Origin of the sequence: Micromonospora sp. NPDC005710, from assembly GCF_040630995.1 — a bacterium.
GTDB lineage: Bacteria > Actinomycetota > Actinomycetes > Mycobacteriales > Micromonosporaceae > Micromonospora.
Genome location: NZ_JBEXYP010000013.1, coordinates 81,249 through 98,610, shown reverse-complemented (window position 1 = coordinate 98,610; position 17,362 = coordinate 81,249). Strand labels below are relative to the sequence as shown.

The following is a 17,362-nucleotide window of genomic DNA, read 5'->3' as shown; positions in this document are numbered from 1 at the left end:
GCCGGCGACCGTCAAGATCCGCTCAACTACAGGGAAAGTGCTGCCTCGGCGCGCTGTGACCCCGCATGTTCCCCGAAGTTGAGCGGATCTTGCCGCGAGAAGGGCCGACTCGGCCCCGAGAGCGCGCAATATCCAGGATGTAATGGTCTCGGCGCGTCGCTGATGCCACTACGTCCTGGTTCGAGCGCGGGGCGCGGGGCGCGGGGCGCGGGGCGCGGGGCGCGGGGCGCGGAGCGCGGGGTGACGCGCCGTAACGGCGCGGACCTCGGCGGAAGGGGGTGGCTGTCGGTCGGCGGGGCTAGGCTTGGTGTCGTGCACCCCCCGTCCGGCTGGACGAGGGGCCGCCGTCGTGTGCGTCGCCTCCCCCTGGAAGGACTCCCTTGCTCACCGGTCTGTTCACCGCCGCCCTGGCCGACCCCGGCCTGGCCCGGGCGCGTGACCTCGCGCGCTCCGGTGCCGCCCAGGTCGATGGCCTGGACATCACCGCCCCGGCGGCGCTGCGCCCGTTCGCCGTCGCCGCGGTCGCCGCGGACAACGACGGTGCCGGGCGACCGGTGCTGGCGGTGACCGCCACCACCCGGGAGGCCGACGACCTGGCCGCCGCGCTCGGTGGGTTGCTGCCGGCCGAGCAGGTGGTGGTCTTCCCCTCCTGGGAGACGCTGCCGCACGAGCGGCTGTCCCCCCGCTCCGACACGGTCGGCCGGCGGCTGGCCGTGCTGCGCCGGCTGGCGCACCCGGAGGCGACCGACGCGCACGGCGGCACCGGGCCGCTGCGAGTGGTGGTGGCCCCGGTCCGTTCGCTGCTCCAGCCGCAGCTGAAGGGGCTGGGTGATCTGGAGCCGGTGCAGCTCGCCGCCGGCGAGGAGGCGGACCTGGAGGAGGTCGCCCGCCGGCTGATCGACATGGCGTACGCCCGCGTCGACCTGGTCACCAAGCGCGGCGAGTTCGCCGTGCGCGGCGGCATCCTGGACGTCTTCCCGCCCACCGACGAGCACCCGTCCCGGGTCGAGTTCTGGGGCGACGAGGTGGAGGAGATCCGCACCTTCGCCGTCGCCGACCAGCGGACCATCGAGCAGGTTCCGCTGCTCTGGGCACCGCCCTGCCGGGAGTTGCTGCTCACGTCGGAGGTCCGCGAGCGGGCCGCCGCGCTGGCCGAGCAGCACCCCGAGCTGGCCGAGATCCTCGACAAGCTGGCCGAGGGCATCCCGGTGGAGGGGATGGAGTCGCTGGCCCCGGTGCTGGTCGGCCCCGACTCGCTGGAGTTGCTGCTGGACGCCATGCCGGCCGGCACCCACGTGCTGCTGTGCGACCCGGAGCGCATTCGCACCAGGGCGCACGATCTGGTGCGTACGTCGGAGGAGTTCTTGCAGGCCAGCTGGGCCGCCGCCGCGGTCGGTGGCCAGGCCCCGGTGGACGTCGGCGCCGCCGCCTTCCGCACCCTCGGTGAGGTACGCGCCACTGCCGGGCAGCTCGGTCAGCCGTGGTGGACGCTGTCCCCGTTCGGCCTGGTCGACGACCCTCATTCGGTCCGGAGTGCCGGCTCCCGGCGCGGAGGCCGAATTATGGTCGAGGGGGAGACCGCCGAGGCGCGGCAGCCCTGGGAGGACGCGCCGGAGCAGACCGCCGTGACTCCGGACGACGCCATCGCGGTCACCCTGTCCGCCCAACCGGCGCCGCTCTATCACGGCGAGACCTCGCGGGTGGTCGAGGACCTCAAGCGCTGGGCCGGCGAGGGCTGGTCGATCGCGCTGGTCTTCGAGGGGCACGGCCCCGCCCAGCGGGCGGTGGAGGTGCTGCGCGACGCCGGCCTGGGTGCGCGGTTGACCGAGGAGGTGCCGACCGCTCCCGTCCCCGGCGAGCTGGTGGTCACCTGCGGTGCGCTGGGCAGCGGCTTCGTCGACGAGGCGTCCCGTTTCGTGCTGCTGACCGGCAACGACGTCACGGGCGGTCGGGGCACGTCGACGCGGGACATGCGCAAGCTGCCGAGCCGTCGACGCAACACCATCGACCCGCTGGAGTTGAAGACCGGCGACCACGTGGTGCACGAGCAGCACGGCATCGGCCGCTACGTCGAGCTGGTGCAGCGCACCGTCAACGGCGCCAGCCGGGAATACCTCGTCATCGAGTACGCGGCCAGCAAGCGGGGCCAACCCGGGGACCGGTTGTTCGTGCCGACGGACCAGCTCGACCAGCTCTCCCGCTACGTGGGTGGCGAGCAGCCGACCCTGCACAAGATGGGCGGCTCGGACTGGCAGAAGTCCAAGGCCCGGGCCCGCAAGGCGGTTCGCGAGATCGCCGCGCAGCTCATCCAGCTCTACGCCGCCCGCAAGGCGTCGAAGGGGCACTCGTTCGGCCCGGACACCCCGTGGCAGCGCGAGTTGGAGGACGCCTTCCCCTGGCAGGAGACACCGGACCAGCTCGCCGCGATCGACGAGGTCAAGCGGGACATGGAGCAGACCGTTCCGATGGACCGGCTGATCTGCGGCGACGTCGGCTACGGCAAGACCGAGATCGCGGTCCGGGCGGCGTTCAAGGCGGTGCAGGACGGTAAGCAGGTGGCGGTGCTGGTGCCGACCACCCTGCTGGTGCAGCAGCACTACAACACGTTCGCCGAGCGGATGAGCCAGTTCCCGGTGCAGATCCGGCAACTGTCCCGGTTCCAGACGGCCAAGGAGACCGAGCGGACGCTGGAGATGGTCGCCGACGGCACCGTCGACATCGTCATCGGTACGCACCGGCTGTTGCAGACGGCGACCCGCTTCAAGCAGCTCGGCCTGGTGGTCGTCGACGAGGAGCAGCGTTTCGGTGTCGAGCACAAGGAGCACCTGAAGACGCTGCGCGCGTCGGTCGACGTGCTGAGCATGTCGGCCACGCCGATCCCGCGCACCCTGGAGATGGCGATCACCGGCATCCGGGAGATGTCCACGATCGCCACCCCGCCGGAGGAGCGGCACCCGGTGCTCACCTTCGTCGGCGCGCAGGACGACAGGCAGGTGGCCGCGTCCATCCACCGTGAGTTGCTCCGTGACGGGCAGGTCTTCTACCTGCACAACCGGGTCGAGTCGATCGACCGGGCGGCTCGGCGGCTGCGGGAGTTGGTGCCCGAGGCGCGGGTGGCGGTGGCGCACGGCCAGATGGGCGAGGACGCCCTGGAGAAGGTGATGGTCGGCTTCTGGGAGAAGGAGTTCGACGTCCTGGTCTGCACCACGATCGTCGAGTCGGGCATCGACATCCCGAACGCCAACACGCTCATCGTGGAGCGCGCGGACCTGCTCGGCCTGGCCCAGCTGCACCAGATCCGGGGCCGGGTCGGCCGGGGCCGGGAGCGGGCGTACGCCTACTTCCTCTACCCCCCGGAGAAGCCGCTCACCGAGCACGCCCACGAGCGGTTGGCGACCATCGCCCAGCACACCGAGTTGGGTGCCGGCATGTACGTGGCGATGAAGGACCTGGAGATCCGGGGCGCCGGCAACCTGCTCGGTGGGGAGCAGTCCGGGCACATCGAGGGCGTCGGGTTCGACCTGTACGTGCGGATGGTCGGCGAGGCGGTCTCCGCGTTCAAGGGTGAGCGGCCGGAGGAGGAGACCGACGTCAAGATCGACCTGCCGGTCGACGCGCACCTGCCGCACGACTACGTGGGCGTGGAGCGGTTGCGGCTGGAGATGTACCGCAAGCTCGCCGAGGCGCGCGACGAGGAGCGGCTGGGCGAGGTGATCGCCGAGATGACCGACAGGTACGGCGAGCCGCCGGCCCCGGTGCAGAACCTGGTGGAGGTGGCCCGGTTCCGTCTGCTGGCCCGCCGCTACGGCCTGGCCGACGTGTCGGTGCAGGGCAAGCACGTCAGGTTCGGCCCGCTGCCGCTGCCTGACTCCAAGCAGATGCGGCTCAAGCGCTACCACCCGGATGCCGTCTACAAGCAGGCCACCGACCAGGTGAGCGTGCCCCGACCGACCACCCGTCGGATCGGCGGCGAGCCGCTTCGTGACCAGGCGCTGCTCCAGTGGTGTGCGCAGTTGCTCTCCGATGTGCTCGGGGCCCCCGCCCCACTGGCCGTCGCCGCGGCTGCGAGCAACTGAGGTCTCGGTGTGCTCCCGACCAGGGGCGGTCGTCCGTGGACGCCGTCCCTGGTCGCGGGTCGGGCGGAGGTGGGGGGCGTCACAACCTCGGGTGACGGCGTGAGAGAGTGACGGCTATGCGTGCTCGCCGTCTTGCCGCCGTCGCCACTGTGGCGCTCGGCCTCGTCGCCCTCTCCGGTTGTCGTGCTGAGCCTGGTATCGCCGCTTACATCGGTGACCAGCGCATCACCGACGTGCAGGTCAACGCCGCGATGAAGGATCTGCGGACGAAGAACCCGGCACCGGAGACCTCCGCCAGCGGCCAGCCCGCGGCGGCGGAACCCACAGTGCCCGGGGTGGCCGACGTGGTCCGGACGATGGTGCTGACCAGAGTGTGCGAGAAGCTCTCCGCCGAGAAGAACTACCAGCCGCGCGGCCAGGTGGCCGTCGATCAGGCTGCCCAGAGTCTCGGCCTCGACGCGGAGACCGGGCACGTGCGGGAGGTGGCGAAGCTCTACACCTGCCTGTCCGGGTTGCCGGCCGATCCGGTCGAGCCGTCCAAGGAGGAGATCGCCGAGGTGATCGCCGCTGGGCGTGCGGCCGGCAAGATTCCCGCCGAGACGACTGACGAGGCGGCCGCCCAGCAGCTCGACGGCGAGCAGCTGCGCGGTGCGCTGGCGACCAAGAGGATCCTGGCCGAGGCGGTCGGTCGTTACGACGTGACGGTCAACCCTCGGTACCGTCCGCTCGAGTTCCCGCTGCTCAGCTTCGACGCGAAATCCCCTGCGGTGAGTGTGCCGTTGGGTGAGCCGGCCTCCGACGCGGTCACCGACCTCGTCACCCCGGAGGAGCCGACCGCGACGCCGAAGGCCGAGGGCACGGCCAGCTGAGCATGACCGCGCGGATCGTTCTCCTGGTCACCTCACCCCGACTGCCGGCCGGTCTGCTGACCTCAGCGGCCTGGGATGTCGTACGCGGGCACCCGGTGTTGACCGGTGCGGAGAGCGAGTTGGCCACTGCCGTGCGCCAGGCGGGCGCCGAGGTGACAGTGGTGGACGGTCCGGCGACACAGCAGTTGCTGGACGCGGTCGGGACGCACGGCACGGTGGTGTGGTTGGCCGGCCCGGCGGGTGACGAGGCGCTGGCCCGGGAGTTGGGTCTGCGGTTGGCCCGGCAGCCGGGGTTGGCCGAGATGGAGCTGATGTACGGCTCGTGGGATCCGCCGGGTGCCCGGCTGCTCGACGCGGTGGCAGTGCTGGACCGGCTGGCCTCTCCGGGTGGCGACCCGTGGAAGCGGGCGCAGACGCACCGCAGTCTCGCCGGTTATCTGCTGGAGGAGAGCTACGAGGCGTACGACGCGATTAGCGCCGACGACACCGATGCGCTGCGCGAGGAGTTGGGCGACGTCCTGTTGCAGGTGGTGCTGCACGCGCGGCTCGCCGAGGAGTTGCCCGAGGACGAGCGGTGGACCATCGACGACGTGGCGGGTGGCCTGGTCGACAAGATGATCCGGCGCAATCCGCACGTCTTCGCCGGTGCCGAGGCGGGCACGCTGGAGGAGATCACCGAGAACTGGGAGCGGATCAAGCGCGCGGAGAAGGCACGGCACTCGGTGCTGGACGGGGTGGCCCTGAGTCAACCCGCGCTGGCCCTGGCCGCGCAGATCCTGGGCCGCGCCGCTCGCAGAGGCATCGAGGTCCCACCCCCGTTGGCCGACAGTCAGGTGGACGCCGAAGCGAGACTGGGCGCCAGCCTCCTGGCGACTGTCGCGGCAGCCCGCGAGGCAGGAATCGACCCCGAAGCGGCCCTCCGCCGCGCCACGCTGGCCTACGCCGAAGCCATCCGCGCCGCCGAACCCACCCCCACCCCCGAACCCACCCCCACCCCCGAACCCTCACCCGCCAGCCCACGGTGATCAAGGGCTTTGCGTCAACATCCAGCCGGAACCTCACGCAAACCTCTTGATCAACCCGACAGTGCCGAGGGGCGGCGGTCGGTAGGGTGGGGCGGGTGGAAGCCTTTGGGGTGCTGGCAGAGCGGGTCGTCGAGGCACTGTTGGAGTCGCGGCCGGGGGTTGCCACAGCGGCCGGCGACCACCGGTTCGACGACCGGCTGCCGGACCTGTCCGTGGACGGGGTGACAGCCGATCGGGCGATGCTCTCCGACGCGGCCAACGCGCTGTCCGAACTGGACCCGGATTCCCTCGACGTCGACGAGCAGGTCGATCACGCGCTGCTCACCTCATTCGTTGATCGGGAGCTGTTCGAGCTGGCCGAGATCCGGTCGCACGAGTGGGATCCGCTGCGGCACAACCCGGGCCCGCTGCTGCACCCGCTGCTGGCCCGCCAGTACGCGCCCGCCGAGGTGCGGCTGACCCACCTGGCCGGCCGGCTCGCCGCCGTACCGGACGCCCTCGCCACCGCCCGCGCGACGCTGCGTGACATGCCGCGGATCCACGCGGAGACGGCGGTCGGGCAGTTCATCGGCGCGGCCGCACTGATCCGCGACGAGCTGCCGGCGCTGCTCGCCCAGGCGCCGAGCCACGTCGACCGGGTCGAGCCGGCGGCCACCGCCGCGATCGCCGCGCTCGACGAGTTCGTCGCCTGGCTCCGCGTCGGCCTGGCTGCCGACACCGGCCCCGGCCGTGACCCGCGACTGGGTCGGCGTCGCTGGGAGGCCCGGCTCTGGCACACTCTCGACACCGAGCTGGGCGCCGCCGAGATCCAGCGTCGCGCGTGGGCCAACCTGGACCGGGTCACCGCGGAGATCCGCGAGGCGGCCGTCGAGCTGGTCGGCGGTCCGGCCGACGACGCATCGGTACGCCGGGCACTGGACCTGCTCGCCGCCGAGCACCCGAACGACTCGACGATCGTCGACCTGGCCGGGGTGACACTGGACGAGGCGACCGACTTCGTCCGCGCACACGACCTGGTCACCCTCATCGACGACAGGTGCGTCATCCAGGAGATGCCGGAGTTCGCCAGGGGCGTCGCCGTGGCGTACTGCGACGCGCCCGGCCCGCTGGAGACCGCCGTCCTGCCGACGTTCTACTGCATCGCGCCGACCCCGTCGGACTGGCCGGCGCAGCGGGTCGAGTCGTTCTACCGCGAGTACAACGACCACATGATCCGCAACCTGACCGTGCACGAGGCGATGCCGGGGCACTTCCTCCAGCTCGCTCACGCCCGCCGCTACGTCGGTGGCACGCGGGTCCGCGCGCTGGCCGAGTCCGGCCCGTTCATCGAGGGCTGGGCGGTCTACGCGGAGGAGGTGATGACGGGGCTCGGCTTCGGCGGCCTGCCGGTGCGGTTGCAGCAGCTCAAGATGCAACTGCGGATGACCATCAACGCGCTGCTCGACCAGTTGGTGCACGCCGAGGACCTGCCCGAGGCCGAGGCGATGGCGTTGATGACCGGGCGCGGCTTCCAGGAGGAGGGTGAGGCGGCCGGCAAGTGGCGGCGCGCGCAACTCACCTCCACCCAGCTCTCCACCTACTTCGTCGGGTACAGCGAGATGGCCGAGATCGCCGCCGCCCGCCCGGACGGGGTGTCGGCCCGCGACTGGCACGACGCGATGCTCGCCCACGACTGCCCGCCCCCGCGCCACCTGCGCACCCTGCTCGGGCTCTGACGGGCCGGGCGGGTCAGGAGCCTCCGGGGCGGCGGTCCACCACGCCGGCGTCGGCGGGCGGGTCGAACGCGCCCTCGTCGACGGTCGTGGAGTAGTCGCTGAGCGCCAGCTCCATCGGCTTGCCGTCGACCGGCCCGGTGAAACTGCCGAGCACACCCTCGGTGGTCACGCAGGCGGTGAAGTCGCCGGACGAGCTGTCCACAGCAACGCAGGCGGCGTGGTGCCCGGCGACTGTGGTGTCACTCTGCTTGATCACCGCCTGCGGGTCGAGCGCGGCGGCGGTGAGGAGCCCGACCACCACCGGCGGCGTGACGAGACCCTGCCGGTTGGCCTCGCCGAACAGCGTCACTGTGGGCTTGCTGCCCGGTGTGGGCGGGGCGACGAGCGTGCACTCCTGGCGGGCGCCGGTCGTCGTGCACCTGGTGATGGCCTCCGGGGTGACGATGAGTCGACCACCCGGGTAGGCGTACGTGGATCGCGCCGGGTCCTGCGCCTGCACGATCGCGGCGCGCTGGCCGCCGGGCAACTGGTAGTCGGCCGAGTAGGTCAACTCCAGGGCCCGATCGAGCCGGGCCGTGAGGTCGTTGACGAGTTCCGAGCGGCCCATGGCGACTCCGGCGTCCTCGAACGTCTGACAGCCGGTGACCGTGAGCGACGCGATGACCGACACGGCGAGCATGCGGAGGGTGGTCGAGGCGGCGGGCATGGCGACCAGCCTGCTCGATCCAGTCCGCGCAGCGCAAACCAGTTGCCGGTTGACGCCCGGAAATCCGGGAATGTCCGTCAACGCGGGGTGTCCCGGGTGCGCGGGCGACGCCGTGCCCGTTCGCGCCGCCCGATACGCTGCGTTCAACACCTGCCTCAGCCGCACCGTCGCGGCCCACCCATGGACCGGATCACAACAACGAGGAGCGACTTAGTGGCAACCATCGAGGGAATCGTCGCCCGGGAGATTCTCGACTCGCGGGGCAACCCGACGGTCGAGGTCGAGGTCGGTCTGGACGACGGCACCGTCGCCCGCGCCGCAGTGCCCTCCGGCGCCTCCACCGGCGCCTTCGAGGCGATCGAGCTGCGCGACGGTGACGACGACCGCTACCAGGGCAAGGGCGTGGAGAAGGCGGTCTCCAACGTCGAAGACAAGATCGTCGACCAGATCATCGGGTACGAGGCCAGCGAGCAGCGGCTGATCGACCAGAAGATGCTCGACATCGACGGCACGGAGAGCAAGTCGGAGCTGGGCGCGAACGCCATCCTGGGGGTCTCCCTGGCGGTGGCGAAGGCCGCTGCCGGCAGCGCCGAGCTGAGCCTCTTCCGCTACCTGGGCGGGCCGAACGCGCACCTCCTGCCGGTGCCGATGATGAACATCCTCAACGGTGGCGCGCACGCCGACTCGAACGTCGACATCCAGGAGTTCATGATCGCGCCGATCGGCGCGCCCACCTTCCGTGAGGCGCTGCGTTCGGGCGCTGAGGTCTACCACGCGCTGAAGTCCGTGCTGAAGAAGAAGGGCCTCTCCACCGGGCTCGGCGACGAGGGTGGCTTCGCGCCGAACCTGCCGACCAACGCGGCGGCCCTGGACCTGATCGCCGAGGCGGTCGAGAAGGCCGGTTACCGGCTCGGCACCGACATCGTGTTCGCGCTCGACGTGGCGGCCACCGAGTTCTTCGACAACGGCACCTACACCTTCGAGGGTGCCGCGAAGTCCGCCGAGGAGATGAGCACCTACTACACGAAGCTGGCCGACGAGTACCCGATCGTGTCGATCGAGGACCCGCTCGCCGAGGACGACTGGAGTGGCTGGCAGACGCTCACCGCGTCGATCGGCGACCGGGTGCAGATCGTCGGTGACGACCTGTTCGTGACCAACCCGCAGCGCATCGCCCGCGGCATCGCGGAGAAGTCGGCGAACGCGGTTCTCGTCAAGGTCAACCAGATCGGCTCGCTGACCGAGACCCTGGACGCGGTGGACCTGGCCCACCGGGCCGGCTTCAAGTGCATGATGAGCCACCGCTCCGGCGAGACCGAGGACACCACCATCGCCGACCTGGCAGTGGCCACCGGCTGCGGTCAGATCAAGACCGGCGCGCCGGCCCGCTCGGACCGCGTCGCCAAGTACAACCAGCTGCTCCGCATCGAGGAGGAGCTGGCCGACGCGGCGCGCTACGCCGGCGCTGGCGCGTTCCCGCGCTACCGTTCGGCCTGAGCCCACGAAGCCTCGGGGGAGGGGTGTGACGATGCAGCAGCGCCGCACACCGGGTGGTCAGCGTCCCGCCCGCCGGCCGGGTCAGTCCGGTCGGCCGGGCGGCGGGCGCGCCACGCGGGGATCGGTCCGGGAGACCGGCGTACGCGCCGACCCGCGCGCCGCCGGTCGTGCGCCGGGTGCTGCCCGGGGCGCCGAAGGCGTGCGCTCCGCGAATCGTCCGGCCGCCGCTCGGCGTACCGCAGCCGGTGGTGCCGTGAAGCGGCTCGCCGCACCCCACCCTCGTCGCTTCACCGGTCGGGCCACGGTGCTCGTCGCGGTCCTGATCGCGCTCGCCCTGGCCTACACCTACCCGGTCCGGGTCTACCTCGACCAGCAGACCGACATCGAGCGGATGGAGGCCGCGCAGGCGGCCCAGGAGCAGGAGATCGCGAAGCTCGCCGCCGAGGCCGCCAAGTGGGAAGACGACGAGTACATCAAGACGCAGGCCCGGGAACGGTTCTTCATGGGCCGGCCGGGCGAGAAGATGATGGTGGTGCTGCACGACCCGGAGGGCGCCGCCCGGGACGCCGGGAAGTCGGCCGGTTCGGCCGCCCCGGCGGGACCATCGACCTGGTACGACACGCTCTGGTCGAGCGTGCGGGCAGCCGACAGCCAGCAGCCGGGCAAGTGACCCACCGATCAGCGCACCAGGAGAGACAGTGACTGTCGTACCACCGTCGGAGTCGGCGGCGGAATCCGTACCCCTGCCGCAGCGCGAGCCGGCCACCGAGGCCGACCTGGCCGCGGTGGCCGCGCAGCTCGGCCGGACGCCCCGCGGCACCCGGGCGGTGGCCCACCGGTGCCCGTGTGGCCTTCCGGACGTGGTCGAGACCACCCCCCGCCTCGCCGACGGCACCCCGTTCCCGACCCTCTACTACCTGACCTGCCCCCGGGCCACCGCGGCGTGCAGCCGACTGGAGTCGGCGGGGCTGATGAAGGAGATGGCGGACCGGCTGACGACGGACCCGGAGCTGGCCGCCCACTACCGTGCGGCGCACGAGGACTACCTCGCCCGTCGGAAGGCGGTCGGCGAGGTGCCGGAGATCGACGGCATCTCGGCCGGCGGAATGCCGGGCCGGGTCAAGTGCCTGCACGTGCACCTGGGTCACGCGTTGGGCGCCGGCCCCGGGGTCAACCCGTTCGGTGACGAAACGGCAGCGCTGGTCGAACCCTGGTGGTCGGCCGGGCCGTGCGTGGACGTGCCGTCAGCCGAATGAGTGCCCAGGCCGAGGACCAGATCACGGTACGGCGGGCCCGCACCGGGGACGTGCGGGGCATCCGCCGGCTGGTCGACACCTACACCGACGACCGGCGGCTGCTGAGCAAGGCCACCGTCACTCTCTTCGAGGACGTGCAGGAGTTCCGGGTGGCGGTCCGCGCCGAGGACGACGCGGTGGTCGGCTGCGGCGCGCTGCACGTCATGTGGGAGGACCTGGCCGAGATCCGCACGGTGGCCGTGGACCCGTCGTGCCGGGGCCAGCGGATCGGTCACCGGCTGGTCGGCGAGCTGATCGACGCGGCCCGGGAGTTGGGCGTGGCACGGATCTTCGTCCTGACCTTCGAGACCGGGTTCTTCGGCTCGTTCGGCTTCCGCGAGATCGACGGCGCTCCGGTGCCCCAGCCGGTTTACGAACAGCTGCTGCGTTCGTACGACGAGGGCGTCGCGGAGTTCCTGGACCTGGAACGGGTCAAACCCAACACGCTGGGCAACACCCGGATGCTGCTGCGCCTCTGAGCTGAGGTGGTCGGTGGGCTGCCGTAGGGTGGCGGGGTGACGACGCGTGTGGCGGCCATCGACTGCGGGACCAACTCGATCCGACTGCTGGTCGCCGACCTGCCCGACGCCTCGGCCGGGCCGCAGGCGCCGCTTGTCGACCTGACCCGGCGGATGGAGATCGTCCGGCTCGGGCAGGGCGTGGACCGCACCGGCCGGCTGGCCCCGGAGGCGATCGAACGGACCAGGGTGGCCCTGGCGTCGTACGCCGCCGACATCGAGAAACTGGGTGCCCAGCGGGTGCGGATGTGTGCCACCTCCGCCTCCCGCGACGCCGCAAACGCCGCCGATTTCACCGAGATGGTGCAGGCCACCCTCGGTGTCGCACCCGAGGTGGTCAGCGGCGACGAGGAGGCCCGGCTGTCTTTCACCGGTGCGGTGCGCGGGCTCCCCACCGACGCCGAGGAGCCGTTCCTGGTCGTCGACATCGGCGGTGGTTCCACCGAGTTCGTGGTCGGTGACCGGGCCGCCGGGGTGCGGTCGGCGATCTCGGTGGACATCGGCTGCGTCCGAATGACCGAGCGGCACCTGCCCGGCGACCCGCCGACTCCCGAGCAGGTCGCGGCGGCGCAGGCCGACATCGCGTCAGTGGTGGACCGGGCCCTCGCGGCGGTGCCCGGCCGTGAGGCCGCCACCCTGGTCGGCCTCGCCGGGTCGGTCACCACAGTGGTTGCCCTGGCTCAGGGCCTGCGGGAGTACGACCCGGAGCGCATCCACCACGCCCGGGTGTCGTACGAGGAGGTCTCCCGGGTGACCGCGGAGCTGCTGGGACAGACCCGCGAGCAGCGGTTGGCGAACCCGGTGATGCACCCGGGCCGAGCCGACGTGATCGGCGCCGGGGCGCTGGTGCTCCGCGTGATCATGGAGCGGGCCGGGATGCCGTCGGTGGTCGCCTCGGAGCACGACATCCTGGACGGCATCGCCTGGAGCCTCCAGCCAGCCACCGCGCGCTAGCCGGACGCTTGATCAACTCGCGCTCTTTGAAAACGCGGTGTCCGAGCGCCTCGGACACCGCGACTTCCTGAAACCGGAGTCGATCGAGGCCCCTGAGGGTCTGACGCCGACCCGACCCGGCCGGGCTTCGCTTCAGTCCGTCGTCAGGTCAGGCCGGTGCTGCCGGACCCACTCCTCGACGTCGGTACGCCGCCAAATCTGACCCATCCGCAACACCTGATAGGGAGCCGGGAAATCGCGCCGGGACGCAACTACGGAAGCCCGAGCGCGAGAGACCCCGCCGAGCATGTCTCGTATCTCAGCGATCCCAACGAACTCGCCCATGGGTTGACGGTAGGTACCCGCGATTGCTCGACGATCGATAACAGCGATCGGGGTTGACGATCGCCAACGGCGATAGCACGATCGGGGGGTGTCGGCGTCGAATGGACTTCCCCCTCGTGACCGGCAGCGTCGGGCCGTACGCCCGCACCTGCCCATGCGGCCTCTCTGGCTCTGCCGAATGTGTGCCGCCCCCTGGCCGTGTCAGCCGGCGCGACTGTTGCTGGTGATCGAGTATCGACGGGATCGGGTCGGCCTGAGCATCTACATGGCTGGCCTGCTCTTGGAGGCCACTGCGGATTTGATCAAGCTCAATCCGAATCCCGGCCCGTCCCCGGTCGACATGTTCGCCAGGTTCGTGGGCTGGACCGCGCGGGGGACTGCTCGCGACTCGAGCGGCCCCGAACCGCCGGAACCGCCCGCACGGGATGCTTGATCAACTCGCGCTCCTTGAAAACGCGGTGTCCGGATGCGTCGGACACCCCGACTTCCTGAAAACCGAGTCGATCACCGCCGCAGGTCCGGTGCGGCGCGGCGTGTCGGGGCCGTTCGTTGACGGTACCGCGCATTACGCAGTACTGTGCAATGCGTGGACACCACACAGTTGCTGAAGGGCGTGCTCGATCTGGCCGTCCTCGCCGTGCTCCGAGAGGAGGACGGTTACGGTTACGACATCCTGCGCCGGCTTCGCGAGGCCGGCCTGGACGAGGTCGGTGACGCCTCCGTCTACGGCACGCTGCGCCGCCTCTTCGCCGCCGGCCTGCTCACCACCTACGTCGTGCCGAGCGAGTCCGGGCCGCACCGCAAGTACTACTCACTCAACGCCGCGGGTCGTGACCAGTTGACCCGCTCCGGCAAGCTCTGGCGATCGTTCGCCACCACAATGGACACTCTGCTCGACGATCGGGGGCTGGCGGCATGACCGTCACGGAGCAGGAGATCACCGACTACGTGGCGCGGGTTCGGGCCGCCTTGGCCGACCTGCCGACCACGCAACGCGACGAGCTGACCGAGGATCTCGCCGACCACCTCACCGAGGTCGCCGCCGAGTCCGAGGGCACCCTCGTGGAGCGGTTGGGCGAGCCCGAGACGTACGCCGCCGAGCTGCGCGCCGCCGCTGGCGCCGCGCCGGGCGGTGGGCGCAACCTCGACCAGCGGGTGGCGACCGCGATGGCCCAGGTCCGTGGCCGGCTGCGCACGCTCGACACCCGTCTCGGCCCGCCCCTGGGGTACGCGACGGCGAGCGAATTCCTCCGGCTGCTGCGCCCGGCCTGGTGGGTGCTTCGCGGTTATCTGGCGGCGATGCTGGTCACCGTGGTCACCACTGGTGGCGACTTCGGGCTGCTGCCGAGGTTCGGCGGTGAGCTGCTCGCGGGCCTGATCATGCTGATCGGCCTCGTGCTCGCCTCCATCTGGATCGGTCGCCGTTCGGCCCAGCTGACCGGTTGGCCGCGCTCGGCGGTGCAGGTCGGCAGTGCGGTGTTGGCAGTCTTCGCGTTCGCCGCCCTGATCCAGGCCGAGGACCGGATGCGCTACGGCGACTACGGCTACGACCAGACCTCGGTGGACAACCCGTATGACCGGATCACGGACGTCTTCGTCTATGACAGCGAAGGTCGGCTGGTGGAGAACGCCCGCCTCTTCGACGAAAACGGCAACCCGATCCGCCTCGGCTACCCCAATTGCGACGAGGCTCTCAACGCCCCCGACAAGCCGGTGCTGCGGACGTACCCGTTCTGTCCGGCCCAGGCGCCCTTCGGGCCCCGAGGCCCGGGTGTGCCCGTCGCACCCACGGCGCCGACCAGCACACCGACGCCGACCAGCACACCGACGCCGACCAGCACACCGGGAGCGACCGGGACGCCAACGCCGACCACGAGTCCGGCGAGCCCGACCGTGACACCGAGCGACACGCCAACTCCCACCCCGACGAGCTGAACCACCATGTGAACTGGATCATGCGGGTGAGGCTGGGAAATGGCTGAACGGACGAGGCGGGCGGGACGGCACCGGAAATCAATGATCGTTACGGTGTCGTCTGCTCCTCAACCCCCTCGGAAGGAACCCCCGTGCCAGAGCAGGTCGCACCGCCCCCCGCGTCTGACGCCGCAACCAGTGAGCCGGCCGTCGAGACGCCGCAAGCGGCCGCGCCGCAGCCTGCCGTTCCCCAGCAGCCGTCGGGCGAGCCGAAGCCGGCCGCCGAGGCGCCACAAACGACCGAGACGCAGTCGACCGTGACGCCGCAGTCGGCTGAGACGCAGTCGGCTGAGACGCCGCAGTCGACCGAGACGCCGCTAACGACCGGGACGCCCCCGGCTGAGACGCAGTCGGCCGAGACGTCGCAGGTGACCGAGCCGAAGGCGGAGAAGTCCGGTGCGAAGAAGGCCCTCGGCATCGTCGGCGCGATCCTCGTCATCGTCGTCATCGCCGGCCTGAAGTTCGGCGTCGCCTCGGCGATCGGCAACTTCTTCAACAAGGACGAGACCGCCGCCGCCAAGACCGGCGACTGCATCGCCGAGCTGCCCGAAGTCACCGGCACCGAGCAGGAGAAGGTCGACGGGGCCAAGGTCGTCGAGTGCACGTCCACCGACGCGGCGTACACCGTGGTCGGTCGCGTGGACGGCCAGACCGAGGCTCAGGTCAAGGCCGACACCACCTGCACCCAGTTCTTCAAGGAGGGCCAGGAGGGGTACATCTTCTCCAGCATCGAGCCGGGCAAGACGGGCTACGTGCTCTGCCTGACCAAGAAGGTCTGACCACAGCGGTAGATCGGCACCGACGGCGGCGGGGAGAAGACCCCGCCGCCGTCGGCGTACCCGGAGTCACCAAGGTGCGAACAGGAGGTGAATGCCACTGTTCCGGCGTCTTCCCGAGGGCCGCGTGGCGTGGCAGGCTACCGGCACGTAGGACCACTGGGCGACCAGCCAACGATGACTGACCGCTAGGAGGACGGCCCATGGGCGAAATGGTGAGCTACCGCAGCAACGGGGGCACGAGCGAGGGGTATCTCGCGATACCCGCCAGCGGCACGGCCAGCCCCGCCGTCATCGTCATCCAGGAATGGTGGGGCCTCGTCCCACACATCCGGTCGGTGGCGGACCGGTTCGCCGAGGCCGGTTTCGTGGCCCTCGCCCCGGACTTCTACCACGGTGAGACGACGAGCGAGCCGGACGAGGCGCAGCGGCTCCTGCTGGCCATGCGGATGGACGAGGCGGCGAAGGACATCGCCGGGGCTGCCGACTATCTCGCCGGGCGGCCCGAGGTCACCGGTAAGGTCGGTGCCGTGGGCTTCTGCGCCGGTGGCAGCCTGGCCCTCTGGTCAGCCACCATCTCCGAGCGGATCGTCGCCACCGCCGGCTTCTACCCGGTCCTGCCGTGGGAGTCGATGCGCCCCGACTGGGCCGACTACGCCGGCAAGGCCGCCGTCATCCACTGCTCCGAAGAGGACGGCACCTCGACCGACGAGGGCGTACAGACCGCTCGTCGGGCCATCGAGGAGGCCGGCGGTGACTGCCACCTCTACGACTACCCGGGCACCTCGCACGCGTTCTTCAACGACGACCGGCCGGAGGCGTTCGACCAGCGTGCCGCCTCCAGCGCCTGGGCCCGCACCCTGGAACTCTTCCGGGCGAAGCTTGGCTGAGACGCGTACCCCCGAACAGGTGGTCGCCCGCGCACCGCGGGCGACCGACCTGGCCGACCTCGACGCGGCGGTGAGCGACTGCTTCGCCTGCCCACGGCTGGTCCAGTGGCGGGAGGAGGTCGCCCGCACGCGCCGGGCCGCCTTCCGCGACCAGGAGTACCGGGGTCGGCCGGTGCCGGGCTTCGGCACCGCTGACGCGCGAATCGGCATCCTCGGGCTGGCGCCCGCCGCACACGGCGGCAACCGCACCGGGCGGATCTTCACCGGTGACCGGTCGGGTGACGTGCTGTTCGCCGCGCTGCACCGGGCCGGGTTGGCCAACCAGCCGACGAGCGTCGCCGCCGACGACGGGTTGACAGTGCGGGACCTGCGGATCTTCGCGGCGGTCAGGTGTGCGCCTCCGGACAACAAACCGACCCCGGCCGAACGGGACACCTGCGCACCCTGGCTGCACCGCGAGGTCACGCTGATCCGGCCCACGCTGCGCGTCGTGGTCGCGCTCGGCGCGTTCGCCTGGGCCGCGTGGTGGCCGGTGCTCCGAGCGGTGTACGGGCAGCGCCCGCCCAGCCCGCGACCGGCGTTCGGTCATGGGGCACACTGGTCCGGCACGGACGCCCCGGACGTGCTCGGCTGCTACCACGTCAGTCAGCAGAACACCTTCACCGGGCGGTTGACACCAGGGATGTTGGACGACGTCTTCGGCCAGGCTAAACAGCTGGCCGGAGTGGACTGAGACGACGCGT

The 17,362-nt window shown here is 71.2% G+C and carries 16 protein-coding genes; 15 read left to right on the top strand and 1 reads right to left on the bottom strand.

From position 1 onward, the window contains the following. The first annotated feature begins 380 nt into the window (after positions 1-380). The 4 genes from mfd to ABZ406_RS19040 all read left to right on the top strand — a co-directional run bounded on the left by mfd (position 381) and on the right by ABZ406_RS19040 (position 7,685). Positions 381-4,076 (top strand): transcription-repair coupling factor, encoded by a 3,696-nt coding sequence (mfd, locus tag ABZ406_RS19055; protein ID WP_357763095.1) that lies wholly within the window; start codon positions 381-383, stop codon positions 4,074-4,076. Between the two features lie 116 nt (positions 4,077-4,192). Continuing rightward, positions 4,193-4,945 (top strand): hypothetical protein, encoded by a 753-nt coding sequence (locus tag ABZ406_RS19050; RefSeq protein ID WP_357763092.1) that lies wholly within the window; start codon positions 4,193-4,195, stop codon positions 4,943-4,945. 2 nt (positions 4,946-4,947) lie between these two features. Further along, a complete protein-coding gene (locus tag ABZ406_RS19045) occupies positions 4,948-5,970 on the top strand; it encodes a nucleoside triphosphate pyrophosphohydrolase (RefSeq protein WP_357763089.1) in 1,023 nt (340 codons plus the stop codon). A gap of 95 nt (positions 5,971-6,065) precedes the next feature. Then, positions 6,066-7,685, top strand: a complete 1,620-nt coding sequence (locus ABZ406_RS19040; protein ID WP_357763086.1) for a DUF885 domain-containing protein — start codon at positions 6,066-6,068, stop codon at positions 7,683-7,685. 13 nt (positions 7,686-7,698) lie between these two features. Here ABZ406_RS19040 and ABZ406_RS19035 read toward each other — a convergent pair whose 3' ends face one another. Continuing rightward, entirely contained in the window at positions 7,699-8,391 is a 693-nt protein-coding gene (locus ABZ406_RS19035) for a hypothetical protein (RefSeq protein ID WP_357763083.1), read from the bottom strand. Between the two features lie 213 nt (positions 8,392-8,604). Here ABZ406_RS19035 and eno point away from each other — a divergent pair, with 213 nt between their 5' ends. From eno to ABZ406_RS18980, 11 genes are all read left to right on the top strand, one after another. Next, positions 8,605-9,888 carry a phosphopyruvate hydratase gene (eno, locus tag ABZ406_RS19030; RefSeq protein WP_357763080.1) on the top strand — a complete coding sequence of 428 codons (1,284 nt, stop codon included), beginning with the start codon at positions 8,605-8,607 and terminating at the stop codon, positions 9,886-9,888. Between the two features lie 31 nt (positions 9,889-9,919). Continuing rightward, a complete protein-coding gene (locus ABZ406_RS19025; protein WP_357763077.1) occupies positions 9,920-10,558 on the top strand; it encodes a septum formation initiator family protein in 639 nt (212 codons plus the stop codon). A 28-nt stretch (positions 10,559-10,586) separates the two neighbouring features. Continuing rightward, complete coding sequence (locus ABZ406_RS19020) at positions 10,587-11,144, top strand: DUF501 domain-containing protein (protein ID WP_357763074.1); 558 nt, start codon at positions 10,587-10,589, stop codon at positions 11,142-11,144. Next, positions 11,141-11,662 (top strand): amino-acid N-acetyltransferase, encoded by a 522-nt coding sequence (locus ABZ406_RS19015; protein WP_357763071.1) that lies wholly within the window; start codon positions 11,141-11,143, stop codon positions 11,660-11,662. The genes ABZ406_RS19020 and ABZ406_RS19015 overlap by 4 nt, the downstream gene beginning before the upstream one ends. A gap of 48 nt (positions 11,663-11,710) precedes the next feature. Beyond that, positions 11,711-12,655, top strand: coding sequence for a Ppx/GppA phosphatase family protein (locus ABZ406_RS19010; protein WP_357763355.1), 945 nt, complete (start codon positions 11,711-11,713; stop codon positions 12,653-12,655). Positions 12,656-13,133: 478 nt separating this feature from the next. Beyond that, positions 13,134-13,412, top strand: coding sequence for a hypothetical protein (locus ABZ406_RS19005; RefSeq protein ID WP_357763068.1), 279 nt, complete (start codon positions 13,134-13,136; stop codon positions 13,410-13,412). 153 nt (positions 13,413-13,565) lie between these two features. After that, positions 13,566-13,898, top strand: a complete 333-nt coding sequence (locus tag ABZ406_RS19000) for a PadR family transcriptional regulator (RefSeq protein ID WP_357763065.1) — start codon at positions 13,566-13,568, stop codon at positions 13,896-13,898. Next, positions 13,895-14,914 carry a hypothetical protein gene (locus tag ABZ406_RS18995; RefSeq protein ID WP_357763062.1) on the top strand — a complete coding sequence of 340 codons (1,020 nt, stop codon included), beginning with the start codon at positions 13,895-13,897 and terminating at the stop codon, positions 14,912-14,914. The genes ABZ406_RS19000 and ABZ406_RS18995 overlap by 4 nt, the downstream gene beginning before the upstream one ends. A 407-nt stretch (positions 14,915-15,321) precedes the next feature. After that, the gene (locus ABZ406_RS18990) at positions 15,322-15,732 is read left to right on the top strand and encodes a hypothetical protein (protein ID WP_357763059.1); all 411 of its coding nucleotides are present in this window, start codon (positions 15,322-15,324) and stop codon (positions 15,730-15,732) included. Between the two features lie 200 nt (positions 15,733-15,932). Then, positions 15,933-16,619 (top strand): dienelactone hydrolase family protein, encoded by a 687-nt coding sequence (locus tag ABZ406_RS18985; protein WP_357763056.1) that lies wholly within the window; start codon positions 15,933-15,935, stop codon positions 16,617-16,619. Between the two features lie 19 nt (positions 16,620-16,638). Further along, complete coding sequence (locus tag ABZ406_RS18980) at positions 16,639-17,352, top strand: uracil-DNA glycosylase (RefSeq protein ID WP_357763352.1); 714 nt, start codon at positions 16,639-16,641, stop codon at positions 17,350-17,352. Positions 17,353-17,362: the final 10 nt, after the last annotated feature.